Origin of the sequence: Anaerotignum faecicola (genome assembly GCA_024460105.1) — a bacterium.
GTDB lineage: Bacteria > Bacillota > Clostridia > Lachnospirales > Anaerotignaceae > JANFXS01.
Genome location: JANFXS010000005.1, coordinates 1 through 15854, shown reverse-complemented (window position 1 = coordinate 15854; position 15854 = coordinate 1). Strand labels below are relative to the sequence as shown.

Here is a 15854-nt window from a genome sequence, read left to right as displayed (position 1 = left end):
TTTAATATTTTCAAAAACAGGGGTTATCTGTCCCCCAGCTTCAAATTTGGGTTCGCATTAAGGTTCAGCCCGTCCCTTACGCCCTTAACATACTCAAAATATGCCGCCGAACCAATCATAGCCGCATTATCCGTACAGTAAACAGGCGAAGGCACATTAAGGGAAAAACCGTTTTCACTGCATTTTTCAAGCATACGTTTCCTCAGTGAAGAGTTTGCCGAAACTCCTCCCGCCATTGCAACTTTTTCCACTCCCCTAGCTCTTGCGGCGCGTATTGTTTTTTCAACCAAAACTTCAACAACCGCCTCTTGAAAACCTGCCGCCACATCATTTACATTTATGGGTTCGCCCGTCATTCTAGCCTTGTTCAAATAATTAAGCACGGCGCTTTTAATGCCGCTGAAGCTGAAATCAAAACTGTCCTCTTCAAGATAAACCCGCGGAAAAACTATTGCATCGGGATTTCCTTCTTTTGCCGCCGCATCTATTTTTGGCCCGCCGGGATAGCCCATTCCTATAGCGCGCGCAACTTTGTCATATGCTTCTCCAACGGCGTCATCCCTCGTGCGCCCCATTATTTCATAATCGCCATATCCTTTAACATGCAAAAGATGGGAGTGTCCCCCGGAAACAACAAGGGCGACATACGGCGGCTCGAAATTAATATCCTCAATATAATTTGCACAAATATGCCCTTCTATATGGTGCACCCCGATAAGCGGCTTATTTACGGCGTATGCCAGCGCCTTTGCCTCTGCAAGCCCCACAAGAAGAGCCCCCACAAGCCCGGGGCCGTATGTAACGGCAACCGCCGTTAAATCTTCAAATGCCATTTCGGCGTCATCCATGGCCTTTTTAATAACATAGTCTATATTTTCAATATGTTTCCTTGACGCAATCTCAGGCACAACGCCGCCGAACACAGTATGTATATCTATCTGGGAAGAAATTACGCTGCTTAAAACGTGCCGTCCGTTTTTAACGACGGCCGCCGCCGTTTCATCACACGAACTTTCAACCGCCAGTATAATAACGTCTTTACTCTCCAAAGCCATAGCCGCCTCCTTTTATTAAAGCCCATTAGTTATTATATCCCGTATTTTTTCTCTGTCAAATTTATTTTTGCCCTCGCCGCTTTCATCAGGAGGCAGTTTGGCCCCCAAGGGCTTTCTGCTTACAATCATAGCAAAAGCCCCGAATGAAAGTACCGGGAATATAAAAAACATAAACGTACTGCCAACGGCGTAAACATTTATGCAAAGGAGCATAAAAAGCGCGCCCAAAGTATAATTATAAATAAGCCTTCTGTCTGAACCGTTTGCCATTTCCTGTATGGTATGTCCGATAAACACAGCGACCGGGACAAAACCGATTAAATTTATTACGGCAAAAACAGCCGTTATAACAATCGCAACCGGTATGCCCACAACGGAAAATACAAAAACAAGGGTTAAGACAAGACGCATAACGTATATTAAAAGCCCCATCTTGATAACGCCGTCAAGATTTAAATACACAATATCGGAACCCATTTTAACCTTTTTCGGCAACAATTTTACAGCGGCCATGCCAACGGCAAAAAACACGGCGCCTATGGAGCAAAACACAACTGAAACAGGCAGCTTACTTAAAAATTCAACTATCTGCTGAAGTTTTAAAACCGTAATTATACCGGCTACCCCGTCTTCAATCATTTTTACAGCCGCAATTACTTCCTGCGGATAATCCATAAATTTTCTTATGCCAAGTATAAATGAACAAACTATAAGACACGCGGATATTTGGAATATAGTCTTTTTATTAATCATTAATTATCCAGTTCCTTTAACCTTTAAAATTATAATATCACCTGTTTTTCTTCCTTGCCAAAAATGCCTGCACGGCGCAAAGAGCCACTATTCCGCCGGCAATAAATAAGCTTCCCGAAGCCAATACCGCGTTCACGCTTTCAATAACATTGTTAAAAAACATCATAAATGTTTCGGCCTGCATGGCGATCATTTCAGAAAACGCTTTAAGCCCCTCAACTCTGCCCGCCGTATATTGGTTTAATGAAAGTACGCCGATTATATCGTCCCTGTATGCCATAAGCATAAGGCCAATAAAAAGCACGGCGGCAAAGCTTCCGCCGAAGCGTATTTTAAACTTGTCCCTGCTCGAATAAACTGGTTCCGGCTTTTCAATAGCCCTTATTTTCATCATAACGGCGTTTTCAAACCCCTCCGGCGCCTCCGCCGTTTCCATTTCAGACATCCCGCTTAACATGGAATCATAAACCTCAAACGCCTGACGGCATTTGGGGCAAACAAGCAAATGCCCGTTAAGGCTTTCGGCTTCTATTTCGTTTATCTCGCCGTCCATATATTTCATCATAAGCATTTCAGCATCTTCGCATTTCAAGGCTTTCCACCCTCTTTTTCAGAAATTATAATATCTTTAAGTATTTTCCTTCCCCTGAAAATCCTGTTTTTGACTTTCGAAAGGGAAATGCCGACAGCTTCGGATATTTCCTGATATGACATATCTTCGATATGGTAAAGCACAATAGGTACCTTATACATATCCGGAAGCTTTTCAATAGCCGAGGAAAGCTCGCGCTTTCCCTCTCCTTCGATATAGCTTGTTTCAGGCGTTTCATTTCCCGACGGCTCAAAAACCATATCGTCAATGTCTATACATTCCGGCTTTTTCTTACGCCTGAAGTCAATAACCGAGTTTGTGGCAATTTTTATAATCCAAGTTGAGAACTTAAATTCAGGGCTGTATTTAGAAATATTTTTATAAACTTTGATAAAAACTTCCTGGGCAATATCATTTGCGTCCTCCGAGTCGTTTACCATACGCAGGACGACCGAATATACAAGGTTTTTATACCTTCCGAGAAGTTCCTCAAATGCAAACGTATCCCCGTTAATACATTCCTGAACAAGTTCATAGTCCGTCTTAGCCATTTTTTCTCCATCTCATAAATAAAATACGTTAATTTTTTGTAAATGTCTGATAAGTCAGTCTTTAAAAATAATTGTCTTTGTTAAATTGTCATATCCTATAACAGTATTTTCAAATATACTTGCAGCATTTTCCAAAAATTCACACGGTTCGTTCATAGCCGGGCTGAAATGCGTCAGCCATAGCTCGCATACGTCGGCCTGCTTTGCAATTTCAGCCGCTTCGCTGAAAAGCATATGCTTATTTTCCTTTGCCTTATCAAGCTTTTCATTTTCCCCATACATTCCTTCGCATATAAACAGGTCGCTTCCGGCGGCAAATCCCTTTAAGCCTTCTACAGGACGGCTGTCGGTGCAGAAAACGACGCTTATTGGTTTTCTCGCCGCTCCCAAAACCATATCTTTAGTATAAAAACGCCCGTTGTACGTTATATCGCCGCCTTTTTGAAGCCTTCCCCAAAGCTCCCTCGGAAGCCCCAGCGCTTTTGCTTTTGAAACGTCAAACTTTCCTGCCCTTAAAACGCTGATTTTATATGCGGCGCATTTTACCGAATGTTCCACAAACATCCACTCTATGGTAAAGCCGCTTATATTTAAGGCTTTTTCATATTTTTCGTCAATTTCGATATATTCAATTTCAAAAGGGAGTTCCTGCGCAATACGCCTCAGGCCTTCCACAACATATATAAGGCCTTTTGGCCCTATAAGCTTCAGCGGCTCAGTCCTGCCCGAATTGCCTATGGCAAGGAGCATGCCCGGAAGCCCTGAAATATGGTCGGCATGGAAGTGTGTAAACAATACCGCGTCTACGGCCTTAAATCCCCAGCCAAGGTTTTTGAGGGAAACCTGCGTCCCCTCCCCGCAGTCTATGATAATAAGCCTGCCGTTAAGCCTTGCAATCATAGACGATAGGAACCTTTTAGGCATAGGCGCCATGCCTCCGGTGCCCAGAAGCGAAATATCAAGCATTCAGCCACTCCCTTTCTTAAAGTTATCTGAAATATTATTTTATCATAAACAGCCCCTTTTTTAAACAGTAAGTTAAAAATAGATTTTATTAACAAAAAAATAACTCCGCCAATGATATTCGCGCCTTGTTTTATACTGCCCGGATAATTGAAATATGCGGAACTTCCGCTTTTGTATTTACGTCGTAAAAATAAAAGGAGGAGATCATATGAATAAAAAAATAACGGCGTTTGCCGCCCTACTGATTACTGCCTTGGCGGCAGTAGCCGTAAACGACAGCCGTCCGTCGCTGAAATGGGCAAAAAGCCTTGAAGAAACTGAAATTTCAAAAATCGAAATGACCGTAATGCCTTCGTCGGAAAACGAAAGATACAAGCTGTTTGACAAAAGCGAATACAAAGAAATCGTAGCGCTGATTAACTCGTCAAACGGAAAATACGAACCGTCCCCGGAACCAATAGCCGGCGGCGGGACAATACTTTATATAACCGCGTCCGACGGAACAATACATACCGTTGTAAACAACGGCAACACTTATCTTTGCATAGACGGCGACTCCTATACTGCGTCTTACAAATATCTTTCTTCATGGGATAAATACGGGCTTAATAAAGGCGATTCTGCAATTCCTTTTCCTCCGCCCGACTATCTTGAATACTAAGCGTGCGCATCGAAAACCGTGCGCATGCCGTTTTAAAATCCGATTTAATATCCGCATCATTCCGTCCGCATGTTTTCAAACGTCAATGCGCCCTAAAATCCCGCCGGGTGCGCATACCGCTCCATAAAATCCTGTAACCGAATATTTCCGCACAAAAAAACCATCCTTAACCAAGGATGGTTTTCAAACTAGGGTAGCAGGATTTGAACCTGCGAATGACGGAATCAGAATCCGTTGCCTTACCGCTTGGCGATACCCCATTATAAGCGCGAAACGAGATTCGAACTCGCGGCCCTCGCCTTGGCAAGGCGATGCTCTACCACTGAGCCATTCGCGCGTATATGCAGTCGAGGGGACTTGAACCCCTACCCAGAAACCCGGACTAGATCCTTAGTCTAGCGCGTATGCCAATTCCGCCACGACTGCTTATTCTATTTAGCTTTAATATATTACCACAAAAATAAAACTACGTCAATATTATTTTGTTATTTTGTTTCTTTTTGTTTAAAAAAATTATCTTTAAAAAACAGGAAAACGCCGCACATAATAATTCCCCCGCCTACAACTGTCGCCGCATCCGGTACTTCTCCGGCAAATACAAACCCGAAAACCGCCGTTATAAAAGGGGTTACAAACATATAATTGCTGACGGACGAGGTATTTTCCGCCTTTGAAAATGCCTTCGCCCATGATATGTACGCCAGTGCGCTTGACAAAACGCCCAGTACGAGTATATTTACAAACTGATCCAAAGAAGCTGACGCCGCTTCCCTGCAAGCGTCCCCGGCAAATATGCATAACATCGCCGTACCGAAAAATATGCTGTACGCCGTAACTCTTAAAGGCTCATACATCTTTGTCATTTTCCTTTGAAGCAGATTATAAACGCTTAAAGAAAACGCCGCCATCAGAAGCCAAATAATTCCTTCGTTAACGGCAAAATCCCCTCCCATAAGCGTTAAAACGATTATACCGAAAAATTCGATACCCGTAGCCGCCCATTGATGAACTTTCAGCTTTTCTTTGTATACAACCCTTGCCATAAGCGCCGTCATAATAGGCGCCGTTGCAATTATAACGCTGCTTGTAGCCGAAGGCACCATTCCCGTTCCTTTATTAAATGTAAGCATATAAATAAAAAAACCTGCCGCGCCCGAAACCGCAAACCAAGGCATATCTTTTATTTCAGGCGGCTTTATCTTTTTAAAAACCACAACAAACACAAGAAACGCCGACGCTGTTATATATCTTAAAAAACCTAAGGGATACGGTGAAAAATGCTGCATTGCAAGCCTTGAAAAAACATATGCCAAAGACCAGAAAACAACCGTTATAAACGCATAAACATGATAACTGTCCCTTAATTTCATAAAAACCCCCCGATATTTGAACATATCCCTTTTATTTTATATTTCAGATTATTACAAAAGTCCGCAATTTATTTCTTTCCGAATACGCCATGCATATCAGTCGAAAAGAGACGTCTGTTCGGCTTCCTTGTATCCTTTTCGCATCATGCCTTCCGGATAATCTTTTGAAACGCCGTATTTCTTCATAGCCGAGTCAATATTTCCGTAAACCATGGCTCTATGTGCGTCCCTGTAGTTTTTATCCACAAAATACTTTACGAATAAATCCATTTTTTCCGGGAATTCTTTTTTCATAAACTCTGTAAAATATCCTTTTGTCTTTCCCCTCAGGTTAAGCATCCCGTAAACAGCATAATCCGCCCCGCATTCCGCCGCCCTTTCAAACACGCCGTTTATATTTTCTTTATTGTCTGTTAAAAACGGTATGGCAGGCATAAAATGTATCCCCGTATGTATTCCCGCCTTAGAAAATTCCTTAATCATTTTAAACCTGTCGGAACTTTTTGCCGCTCCCGGTTCCAGCTTGCTCCGCATGTTTTCGTCCGCGCACGTCACCGTTGCGGCTATGCAGACAAAAGCGGATTTGGAAAGTTCTTCAAAAAGCTCAAAATCCCTGAGTATCAGTTCGGATTTAGTCGAAATTATTACGGGATTTTTATATTTAATCATAATACGCAGTATCTCCGGCATAATTTTATATTCTTTTTCAAACGGCTGATAGCTGTCCGTAACGCCTCCCAAGTTTATAATTTCTTTTTTCCATGACGTTCTTTGCAGCTGTTCCTCAAGTTTTTCGGCAACATTGGATTTTACATATATATTTTCAAAATACGACCCTCTTTTATCTATATAATCATGGGAATACAGCGCATAGCAATATTTGCATCCGTGGCCGCATCCTCTGTAAGCGTTTAAATCCCAGTTAAACGGGAAGGCCCCTTTAACCCGAACAGCCGCCGCCGAGCAGTTTATTTCTTTTAATGACGCCAAAAGCCTCCTCCTAATCGTCAAGCTTTTTTACGGCCATATAATCGGTTATTATTTCCCCGTCCATTTCAACTTCCAGCTTTCTAGCCGTAATTTCAAATCCCATCTTATTATAAAAATTTTTTGCCGCATCATTTTTGTCGGCTACCCACAAATATGCGCCGTTTCCGCCGGATTCACGGATCTTTGAAAACGCGTATTCCATAAGGGCCGATCCTATACCGTTTCTGAAATAATCAGGATGTACATAGAGCGACTGTATTTCATAATTTCCGGATGTTCCCGTTTCCTGTCCGGAGCACGGCTTCCCAAAAGCAATACAGCCTACTATGCATCCGTTTTCAACGGCTACGTTATATTTAAGCCAACCGTTTTCCATATCGTCCTCAAACTTGATTGTCCAAGCGTCATCTCTAAGCCTGTCCAGATATCCCTGAGGAACAATTCCCACATATGCTTTTTTCCAGCTTAAAGCGTAAAGCCGGCTTATATTGAATATATCATCCTTAACAGCTGCCCTTATAACCATTATTTTCACCTCTTTAAACAATATTTCATGGATTATACCACCATAAATTTAAAATGTCCACATATTTTCCATATAACTTCATCTTAATCTGTGTCGCCGCATAAAAATTTATAAATTAAAAATGCCCCTGTCCGAAACACGCCCGGAACAGGGACACTCCTTATGCAGATTAACATACTAAATACGCTGACGAAACATCCGCCGTATTTTAAAACCCGATTTATGCCCCCTACAAATATACGTCATACATAATCCTTATTTAAATGCATATGCCCTGAAAAATTCATCCTTATCCGGCCGCATAAATATCCGGAATTAAAGCATATGCTTTGGGGCTGACATAAATATGTGAGGCCAAACAAATCAGTTTACATAATTCTTTATAAAACAGGCTCTTTTTCTTATTTATCTGCACATACATATTTAACATAATTATAAAGCATCTCCGCAACGTCAGCTCTTGAAGCCGGAACCTGAAGCGACTGTCCGTTATATACATTATGTGTCATTACGCCGTTTTTAACGGCCCAATCAACGCTTGCCGCCGCCCAAGGCGACACGTCCACATATCCTTCCATGCCGCTGTATGCGCCAAATACATTTTCCATACCCATGCTTTGGCCGTACATGTAAAGTATTACGGCAAGCTGTTCTTTTGTTACGTGATCGTCAGGCATAAATCTTCCGTCGCCTACGCCGCTTAATATGCCTTTGCCGTATGCCCATGCAACGGCGTCTGAATAATAGCCGTTTTCAGAAACGTCGGTAAATACATTATTTCCTGCCTGCGGCCTTCCTGCAAGGCGGTAAAGCACTTCCGCCGCCATTCCTCTTGTCATATTGCCCTCAGGCGAAAACTCGGTTTCATTCGTTCCAAAAAACAACTCATGGCTAACGGCAAATGCAACAGCATCATAATACCAATCGTCTTCCGAAACGTCGCCGAATGTTTTTCCGTTGTCCTTTACTTCAAATTCGGCGTCTGAACTGAGCATTACAACCATACCGTCAGGCGACATATATGAATATTTTATATATTCAACAGTTCCGTCGTCTTTTACAAAATACGGTATCGTTTCCTGCCCGCCCTGTATGCCTCTTATTTTAACTTTCTGAAGCTCTCCTTCGTTTTCCAGCCATACTTTAACGTATGTCTTGCCGTCGCCTTCATGGGTAACTTTAATCCTCTGGCCCTGCGTATTTTCCTCTGTGCTTACAGATGTGCCGTCTGCAAACACCGTTTCTTCTATACGCCCGCCGTCAGGATATTCAACGGTTGTGCTTTTTGTACCGTCTTTTTCTTTAATAACCGTCGTCACTGTGCCGTCAGGTTTTTTGGTAACCTCTGTTATAGTGCCGTCTTTTTCGGTTGTTGTAGTTTTTTCGCTTCCGTCCTCATAAACTATCGTTTCTTTATCCGAACCGTTTGAAGAAGACGACCCGCCGCCTGAAGATGAACCGCTGTCCGAACTGCTTGATTTCCGTTTTATATTGACAACGCTTGAAGCGCTTAACCCGCTGTCAGCAGAAGTTGCGGTTACTGTGACCGTACCTACGCTTTTTCCTTCAATGTACACGGAACTGCTGTCGCCGTCTAAAGGAACAATCTCGGCCGCATCGCCGCTTATGCTCCATACAACTTCTTTGTTGGTTGCATTTTCCGGCGTTATAGCAGCTTTAATCATTTTCTTAGAGCCTATCCTAACAACAAAATCCGTCATATTTATTTCTATTTTTTCAACAGGGACATGTCCCGCTTCTTCATCTTTAAATTCGGCCATTATCTCAATGCTGTTTGGCGGCATTATAAATGAAGCCGACACACTTTCCGGATTGTCCAACATTACTCCGGAGCTTTTTGTTTCCCAGCGTACAAAATCCTTGCCCTGCGGCTCCTCAGCCGTTATTGTTACCTTTTCTCCTGCCGACGCCTTAAGCTTATCCGCATGGCCGCCCGTTACCTTTATATCATAACGCTGCGCCTCTTCATCCTTAAACTCCGCCGTTATTTCCACGTTGTTTGCAGGCATTGTGAACGTTGTAACCGCGCTTTCGGGATCGGCTATTGTTACTCCGGCGCTTGTTGTGTTCCAGCGCACAAACTCCTTGCCCTGCGGCTCTTCAGCCGTTATTGTTACCTTTTCTCCTGCCGACGCCTTAACAGTATCCGCATGGCCGCCCGTTACCTTTATATCATAACGCTGCGCCTCTTCATCCTTAAACTCCGCCGTTATTTCCACGTTGTTTGCAGGCATTGTGAACGTTGTAACCGCGCTTTCGGGATCGGCTATTGTTACTCCGGCGCTTGTTGTTACCCAGCGTACAAAATCCTTGCCCTGCGGCTCTTCAGCCGTTATTGTTACCTTTTCTCCTGCCGACGCCTTAACGGTATCCGCATGGCCGCCTTTTACCTTTATGTCATATTCCACAACAGGCGCATCGGACTCAACAGTAAGCCAACCGCTTACCGCATTTACGGAATAGTTTTCATTTAATAACACAGGGATGCCTATCAATATTTCATATTTTCCCGCCGCATCCGTATTCGGAGTTTGGTCATATGTCATTTTTATACTGCCGATATTTTCGGACGGTTTGCCCGATGTAAATTCATAATCCACGCCCTCCTGCGGGTTATCAAGGTTCGGCGCATTATTCCCGGCTTTTATCGTCCTGTCAACGGCTTTAAGATCCACCTGTTTTTTCGTTATTTCAAATTCGCCGTTTGCTTCGGCAAAGGAATCTGCCGTTTCAAGCCTTAGATTAACGCTATACCTTCCCGCATTTACAGGAGCCGTGCTAAGTTCCTTCTGTTCGTCTATATCATAGTAGGTTGCCGTAACGTCATCCTTGCTGTAGCCGGCGCCTATTTCCCATGCATCATAAGGCAAGCCGCTGTACTCCATGTCGTTTATTTTGAAGCCTGCGTCCACCTGCGTTTTTGAAGTCTTTACCACATCTATCATAAGGCTGATATTTTCGTGGTTTTTAAATTCAAAAACAGCATTAATTGTGCCGCGGCCGTCAGTTCCCGAAACATTAAACGTAACCTTATCATTTGTCACAGCTACATTTGATACGACATTACCGTAATTGCTTGCACTGCCTTCTGTAACGTTTACCACTTCATACCCGTCAGGCACTATGCTGTTGTCAAACTCAAGGCTTGCGCCGTTCTCGGCCGCATTAAACGTCAATGTTTTAAACACAGTTCCTGCACTGGGCGCTTTCCTTATAACAACTTCAGGACTTACGGTTACATCATTGAAATTTCCCGCAAAGTTTGTCGTATCATACCAATCGTTTGTTTTTCCCGTAGCTTTGAGGCTTATTATATTTGCTTTTGAATATACGCCTGCATTCGGCGAGCTAAGCTCTGCTCTGCCTTCAAAAGTTATGCCCGAAACGGAAGGGTCATTCCAGTTTATGTCCGTTATTGAGGAATCTTTTTTAGAACCGTTATAAACGAAACTTTCCATTGAAATGCTCGCAATATCCTTAAGCCCAAGCTTTTTTTTGTTCAATATAAATATATCCTGTGCCGTAAATTCAGCCGCCTCAAGCTGACTGCTGCCGCCGAATTTGATTGTAATATCAGCCGCGCCCACAGGCACAAACCGTTTTCTTGTGTCATATAAAAGCACAGCCTTGCCGTTTACAACATCAGCCGTACCCAAAAGCTTATCGCCGTAATAAAATTCAGCCTTATTCTCTGCGGCGGCAAGCATAGCAGGCTGGTTTGCATCCTTCTTAGGCGCTGCCGTAAATGTAAGCCTTACTGTGTCGCCGTATGTATATTCCGCTTTTTCGGCAGTAACGGCATTTTCCGTTTCTGTTTCGCCTTTTGCAATATCAAATTCAAGCGCAAAACTTCCGCTGTATTCGCCTATGCCTTCTACGGTTATATTAGCCTTTGCTCCGTCGGTTGTCACGTTTATGTTGTTATTATATTTTAAAACATAATCCTTGCCTTCTGTAAGCTTTACGCCGTCAACAGTGATGTCAACCTTCGGCTTAACTTCCCTTCCCGTATATTTCTGAGTTGGGACTGCGCCTGCATGTTCAGCCTTGATTTCCTTTGAGGCAGAGCCTTCGTTTTTGTAGATTGTAAATTCTGCCCTGCCAACGGAATTGTTAACGACGCCCGCCACGTTCTCTGACAAAAGCTCGTCCTCAGCAAAGAAAACCACATACTCTCCGGCTTCTATAGTGTCAATAGCGTCATTATAGAATGAAATAAAATATTTTCCTTCCCAGATTTGAGTATTTTTCCAATTGCCAAATTCTTCAACGTTTATCGGTATCAACCAATCTTCTTTTTCAGGCACATTAAGGTCCTCTTTCTTTAATACATGTGTATAAAGTCCTGAATCAGTATGAAAAATATTCCCCTCTTTATCCTTTGATTCCGTCGCAAAAATATATGAAGGCTTTATTTCTTTGTCAAGCGATTCCTTCTTTACAGTATCGAAATCAACGTATTCCGGCCCTGAAAGCACCTCAAAACTATCTAACTCCAAGCCGACTAAATTGCTCTTAGCCGTCCAAATGCCGTCGTTATATTCAAGCTCATAGTCTTTGCCATAGTATGGATCAAGCTCTATTGAGCCGCTTACATTCTTTGAAGAGCTTACTATGTAATCCCTGTCATGGATAAGGCTTCCGCCCGTTGCCGCCGTGCCGCTCCATGTTTTAAATAAAGTCGTTCCGCTGATTTCCCCGTTAACGGTCAGAGTATCGTCTTTATCAAGTATTAATGTGCCGCCGCCTGCAAAGTCGCCTTCTATAACAGCTCCAAGCATATATGCAAGGTTGAGCGTAGTTCCGCTTGAAACCTCAATGTTTCTGATTTTTGGAGTTGATTTTGAAACAGGTTCAAATACGGTTCCGTTTGAAAGGACTATATTTCCGCCGTTAACCTCCGCCTTGTTTACAAAAATATTGTCAAATGTAACCGTTGTATTATCATTTCCTTCAAAATCTTTTATCCTGCATGTATCCTGGTTTCCTTTTATGGTTATATTTACATTTCCGTTATTTTTGCTTGCGAATATTCCTTCCCTTACAGACGCTCTTGAGTCTATTTCTATATCTATATCGCCTTTATACGGCGCCATTTCATACTGCTCTTCATCATGACCTGCATAAATAGCCTTTATATCCGTATCATCATTGGAATTTTTAATTGTGAGGCTTGCGCCGCTGCCTGCAACGGACGTACCCTTGTAGCCTCCCGCATATATGGTGGGCAGCAGTTCCTCCTCTGTGCCGCCGAAACCGCCTAAGGAACCGTCGGCGCCTTTAGTATAGCATTTTACATTATCAAGGGTCAGGCTATGGCCTGCCAGAAAAATCTCCCTGTGGGGAACACTGCCTAAAGCGCCGCTTGAAATAAAGTTCAGTTCTATATCTTTAAATGTTACATTGTCGCCCTCAAGCTGTATAGGCGAACGGAAAAATATGTTGGCGTTGGCACCGCTTTTGCCCTTTATAGTTAAATCACCGCGGAACATTACCGGCATGAGACTCTGATCGTTGCCGTTATCGGCGTCGCCTGAAAGCGTAATCCCTTTTGTTACGACAATTTCGTTAACTCCGGAATCATTAAGCGCCTTTACAAACTGAGCATGAGTTGAAACCTCTACAGAACCGCCTGCCGCCAAATCCTGAAGGAACATAATTTCGGCCTCATCCTCAAGTATAGGAACTTCCTGCAGGCCTTCTGACGCATTAGGGAGTGAATTCATCATGTTATTTTCCGGAGATGTGCTCATATTTACATTGCTTTCACCGGCCCCTTCTATATTCCCGTCAAGTTCTGCGCTTCCTTCTCCAGTTCCTTCTCCTTCTGCATTACCGTCAGGCTCTGCGCTTCCTTCTCCAGTTCCTTCTCCTTCTGCATTACCGTCAGGCTCTGCGTTTCCTTCTCCAGTTCCTTCTCCTTCTATATTCCCGTCAAGTTCTGCGCTTCCTTCTCCAGTTCCTTCTCCTTCCACATTACTGTCAGGCTCTGCGCTTCCTTCTCCAGTTCCTTCTCCTTCTATATTTCCGTCAGGCTCTGCGCTTCCTTCTCCAGTTCCTTCTTCTTCTATATTCCCGTCAGGCTCTGCGCTTCCTTCTCCGGTTCCTTCTCCTTCCACATTCCCGTCAGGCTCTACGCTTTCCTCGCAAGTTCCTTCTCCTTCTATATTTCCGTCAGGCTCTGCGCTTCCTTCTCCAGTTCCTTCTCCTTCTGCATTACCGTCAGGCTCTGCGCTTCCTTCTCCAGTTCCTTCTTCTTCTATATTCCCGTCAGGCTCTACGCTTCCTTCAATCGGTTCTTCATCATCGGATTTTTCCCCGTCAATTTTTGAAAATTCGTTAAATTGTTCCTTTGTAATAAGCCCGTTTTCAAAAAGCTCATAAAGATCTCCGCCGTGCTCGAGGAATATACTTATTTCTTTGTCATTCATTAAAGCATCATCTTCAACATCAGCATATACAAACGGCATACCCGCCTGGCTGACCGCCAAAGAACACACCAACATTGCAATAAGCTTCCTGTGTTTTCCTAGTCCCATATTTACCTCCAAACATTAAAAATCATTACCATAACAATACCTTATATAAACTATGGCATACATGGTTAAGTCAAAAATTACCGGCTTACCGGAGCCATCAAAAACAATTGACAAAGTTTCGACTATTCCTGTATATCCGTTCTTTGCTTTTAAAAGGCAAATTTCTGTCAAATCTACACACGAACCGTATGAAAATTACAACTCGAAATGTTTTCCGAAAGAAAATTTGAAAATTTGATATTGATCATTAAAAATGTACGCACCTACTACAACATGTCCAAAATAAAAATACCATTTTAATTTGTAATTTTTATTAACATATAATAATATATAATAAAAAATTGCAAATCAAACGAAATAAAATTCACTATTTAAAAAAATATGTATTTATCACAAAAATCAATTACAGTCCTCATATATTATATCGTCACAGTTATATAATTTATTAACTAAAAACACAAAATCTTCCACTTAATAAAACATTATTCATATTACGCTGAATGGATTTCGGTTTAATTGGCTCCTAACTTCAGTTTACAAGAGCACACAGTTTTAACAGGCGTTAAAACTCTCCGACCTCACAAATGAAAAAATTTTTTCACTTCAAGGCGCAACGTATCCCACAGCAAGCATATACAACACGGAAACGCGGAAAACTTTTATATATTTATTTTTTCATAAAAATTAAATGCCTTATAAAAGCAGAAACTTAAAAAGCTGTCATGCATAATGCCATGCATAACAGCCTTCAAAACTAGGGTAGCAGGATTTGAACCTGCGAATGACGGAATCAGAATCCGTTGCCTTACCGCTTGGCGATACCCCATCATTATATTAAAATATAATCCTTAAAAATTGCTAAATAAACAAAAATATTATGTTACCGATAATAGTAACAAAACTAAAAATATCTATACAGCGTTTCTTAATATCTATTTATCACATAAAATCCACTGTACAGGATCTTATCAGTTTTCCATTTCTATACAACAATATATCTTCACAATAAATATTCAATGAGCTGGGCTAGCTGGATTCGAACCAGCGAATGCAGGAGTCAAAGTCCTGTGCCTTACCGCTTGGCGATAGCCCATTAAATATTGATAACTTCAGAAGGCTGCCTAAATATTTAATGAAATAATATCAAAACCTTAATTTTAAACAGCATTTTCCATCAGTATTTAAAACAACTAGAAAGTCCCATTTTCCGATATGTGGGACTTTCTCATGTTTGTAAAAAAAGCGCGAAACGAGATTCGAACTCGCGGCCCTCGCCTTGGCAAGGCGATGCTCTACCACTGAGCCATTCGCGCATATATGCAGTCGAGGGGACTTGAACCCCTACCCAGAAACCCGGACTAGATCCTTAGTCTAGCGCGTATGCCAATTCCGCCACGACTGCTTATTAAATTGTAAAATATAAAATTTAAAAAATGAGTCACTCGGGGCTCGAACCCGAGACACCTGGATTAAAAGTCCAGTGCTCTACCAACTGAGCTAGTGACCCATATAAGTTTACTTAATCTAAGGGTGGATAGTGGGATTCGAACCCACGGCCTCCAGAGCCACAATCTGGCGCGCTAACCAACTGCGCCATACCCACCATAAAAGGTTCAAATCTTTTAAACTCGGGGTGACAGGATTTGAACCTGCGACCTCCTGATCCCAAATCAGGCGCGCTAGCCAAGCTACGCTACACCCCGTTTTTGAATCTGGCAACCACCTACTTTCCCAGGCGGCTTCCCACCAAGTATCATCGGCCGTCTATGTCTTAACCATCGTGTTCGGCATGGAAACGGGTGTGCCCCATAGACGCATCATCACCAGATA

Annotated in this window: 10 protein-coding genes, 10 tRNA genes and 1 rRNA gene; 1 reads left to right on the top strand and 20 read right to left on the bottom strand. The window is 42.6% G+C overall.

Annotated elements, in window-relative coordinates; genetic code table 11:
* Positions 1-23 precede the first annotated feature (23 nt).
* The 5 genes from tsaD to NE664_09025 are packed head-to-tail and all read right to left on the bottom strand — an operon-like array spanning position 24 to position 3917.
* A complete protein-coding gene (tsaD, locus tag NE664_09045; GenBank protein ID MCQ4726789.1) occupies positions 24-1055 on the bottom strand; it encodes a tRNA (adenosine(37)-N6)-threonylcarbamoyltransferase complex transferase subunit TsaD in 1032 nt (343 codons plus the stop codon).
* 15 nt (positions 1056-1070) lie between these two features.
* A complete protein-coding gene (locus NE664_09040) occupies positions 1071-1808 on the bottom strand; it encodes a hypothetical protein (GenBank protein ID MCQ4726788.1) in 738 nt (245 codons plus the stop codon).
* 37 nt (positions 1809-1845) lie between these two features.
* Positions 1846-2400: a zf-HC2 domain-containing protein gene (locus NE664_09035; GenBank protein ID MCQ4726787.1), complete on the bottom strand. Its 555-nt coding sequence runs from the start codon at positions 2398-2400 to the stop codon at positions 1846-1848.
* Positions 2397-2951 carry a sigma-70 family RNA polymerase sigma factor gene (locus NE664_09030; protein MCQ4726786.1) on the bottom strand — a complete coding sequence of 185 codons (555 nt, stop codon included), beginning with the start codon at positions 2949-2951 and terminating at the stop codon, positions 2397-2399. Before NE664_09030 ends, NE664_09035 begins: the two co-directional genes overlap by 4 nt.
* Before the next feature lie 54 nt (positions 2952-3005).
* A complete protein-coding gene (locus NE664_09025) occupies positions 3006-3917 on the bottom strand; it encodes a ribonuclease Z (GenBank protein MCQ4726785.1) in 912 nt (303 codons plus the stop codon).
* A 208-nt stretch (positions 3918-4125) separates the two neighbouring features.
* Between NE664_09025 and NE664_09020 the strand changes: the two genes are divergently transcribed.
* Positions 4126-4578, top strand: coding sequence for a hypothetical protein (locus NE664_09020; GenBank protein ID MCQ4726784.1), 453 nt, complete (start codon positions 4126-4128; stop codon positions 4576-4578).
* A gap of 188 nt (positions 4579-4766) precedes the next feature.
* Here NE664_09020 and NE664_09015 read toward each other — a convergent pair.
* The 15 genes from NE664_09015 to rrf all read right to left on the bottom strand — a co-directional run bounded on the left by NE664_09015 (position 4767) and on the right by rrf (position 15852).
* Positions 4767-4838 (bottom strand) — tRNA-Gln (locus tag NE664_09015).
* 5 nt (positions 4839-4843) lie between these two features.
* Positions 4844-4915, bottom strand: a tRNA-Gly gene (locus NE664_09010).
* Between the two features lie 5 nt (positions 4916-4920).
* A tRNA-Leu gene (locus NE664_09005) sits at positions 4921-5004 on the bottom strand.
* Between the two features lie 59 nt (positions 5005-5063).
* A complete protein-coding gene (locus tag NE664_09000; protein MCQ4726783.1) occupies positions 5064-5948 on the bottom strand; it encodes a DMT family transporter in 885 nt (294 codons plus the stop codon).
* A gap of 96 nt (positions 5949-6044) precedes the next feature.
* Entirely contained in the window at positions 6045-6938 is an 894-nt protein-coding gene (locus NE664_08995; GenBank protein ID MCQ4726782.1) for a radical SAM protein, read from the bottom strand.
* A 10-nt stretch (positions 6939-6948) separates the two neighbouring features.
* The gene (locus NE664_08990) at positions 6949-7464 is read right to left on the bottom strand and encodes a GNAT family N-acetyltransferase (protein ID MCQ4726781.1); all 516 of its coding nucleotides are present in this window, start codon (positions 7462-7464) and stop codon (positions 6949-6951) included.
* A 401-nt stretch (positions 7465-7865) separates the two neighbouring features.
* Positions 7866-14024 carry an S-layer homology domain-containing protein gene (locus tag NE664_08985; GenBank protein MCQ4726780.1) on the bottom strand — a complete coding sequence of 2053 codons (6159 nt, stop codon included), beginning with the start codon at positions 14022-14024 and terminating at the stop codon, positions 7866-7868.
* A 754-nt stretch (positions 14025-14778) separates the two neighbouring features.
* Positions 14779-14850, bottom strand: a tRNA-Gln gene (locus NE664_08980).
* A 195-nt stretch (positions 14851-15045) separates the two neighbouring features.
* Positions 15046-15117, bottom strand: a tRNA-Gln gene (locus NE664_08975).
* Positions 15118-15265: 148 nt separating this feature from the next.
* A tRNA-Gly gene (locus NE664_08970) sits at positions 15266-15337 on the bottom strand.
* Positions 15338-15342: 5 nt separating this feature from the next.
* Positions 15343-15426, bottom strand: a tRNA-Leu gene (locus tag NE664_08965).
* 32 nt (positions 15427-15458) lie between these two features.
* Positions 15459-15531: transfer RNA gene (locus NE664_08960), tRNA-Lys, on the bottom strand.
* 22 nt (positions 15532-15553) lie between these two features.
* A tRNA-His gene (locus NE664_08955) sits at positions 15554-15627 on the bottom strand.
* Positions 15628-15652: 25 nt separating this feature from the next.
* Positions 15653-15727: transfer RNA gene (locus tag NE664_08950), tRNA-Pro, on the bottom strand.
* Between the two features lie 7 nt (positions 15728-15734).
* Positions 15735-15852 (bottom strand): 5S ribosomal RNA (rrf, locus tag NE664_08945).
* Positions 15853-15854: the final 2 nt, after the last annotated feature.

Excerpts from the sequence above, each read along its gene's own strand:
- tsaD (MCQ4726789.1), bottom strand. The coding sequence starts at position 1,055 with ATGGCTTTGGAGAGTAAAGACGTTATTATACTGGCGGTTGAAAGTTCG.
- NE664_09040 (MCQ4726788.1), bottom strand. The coding sequence starts at position 1,808 with ATGATTAATAAAAAGACTATATTCCAAATATCCGCGTGTCTTATAGTT.
- NE664_09030 (MCQ4726786.1), bottom strand. The coding sequence starts at position 2,951 with ATGGCTAAGACGGACTATGAACTTGTTCAGGAATGTATTAACGGGGAT.
- NE664_09025 (MCQ4726785.1), bottom strand. The coding sequence starts at position 3,917 with ATGCTTGATATTTCGCTTCTGGGCACCGGAGGCATGGCGCCTATGCCT.
- NE664_09020 (MCQ4726784.1), top strand. The coding sequence starts at position 4,126 with ATGAATAAAAAAATAACGGCGTTTGCCGCCCTACTGATTACTGCCTTG.
- NE664_09000 (MCQ4726783.1), bottom strand. The coding sequence starts at position 5,948 with ATGAAATTAAGGGACAGTTATCATGTTTATGCGTTTATAACGGTTGTT.
- NE664_08990 (MCQ4726781.1), bottom strand. The coding sequence starts at position 7,464 with ATGGTTATAAGGGCAGCTGTTAAGGATGATATATTCAATATAAGCCGG.
- NE664_08985 (MCQ4726780.1), bottom strand. The coding sequence starts at position 14,024 with ATGGGACTAGGAAAACACAGGAAGCTTATTGCAATGTTGGTGTGTTCT.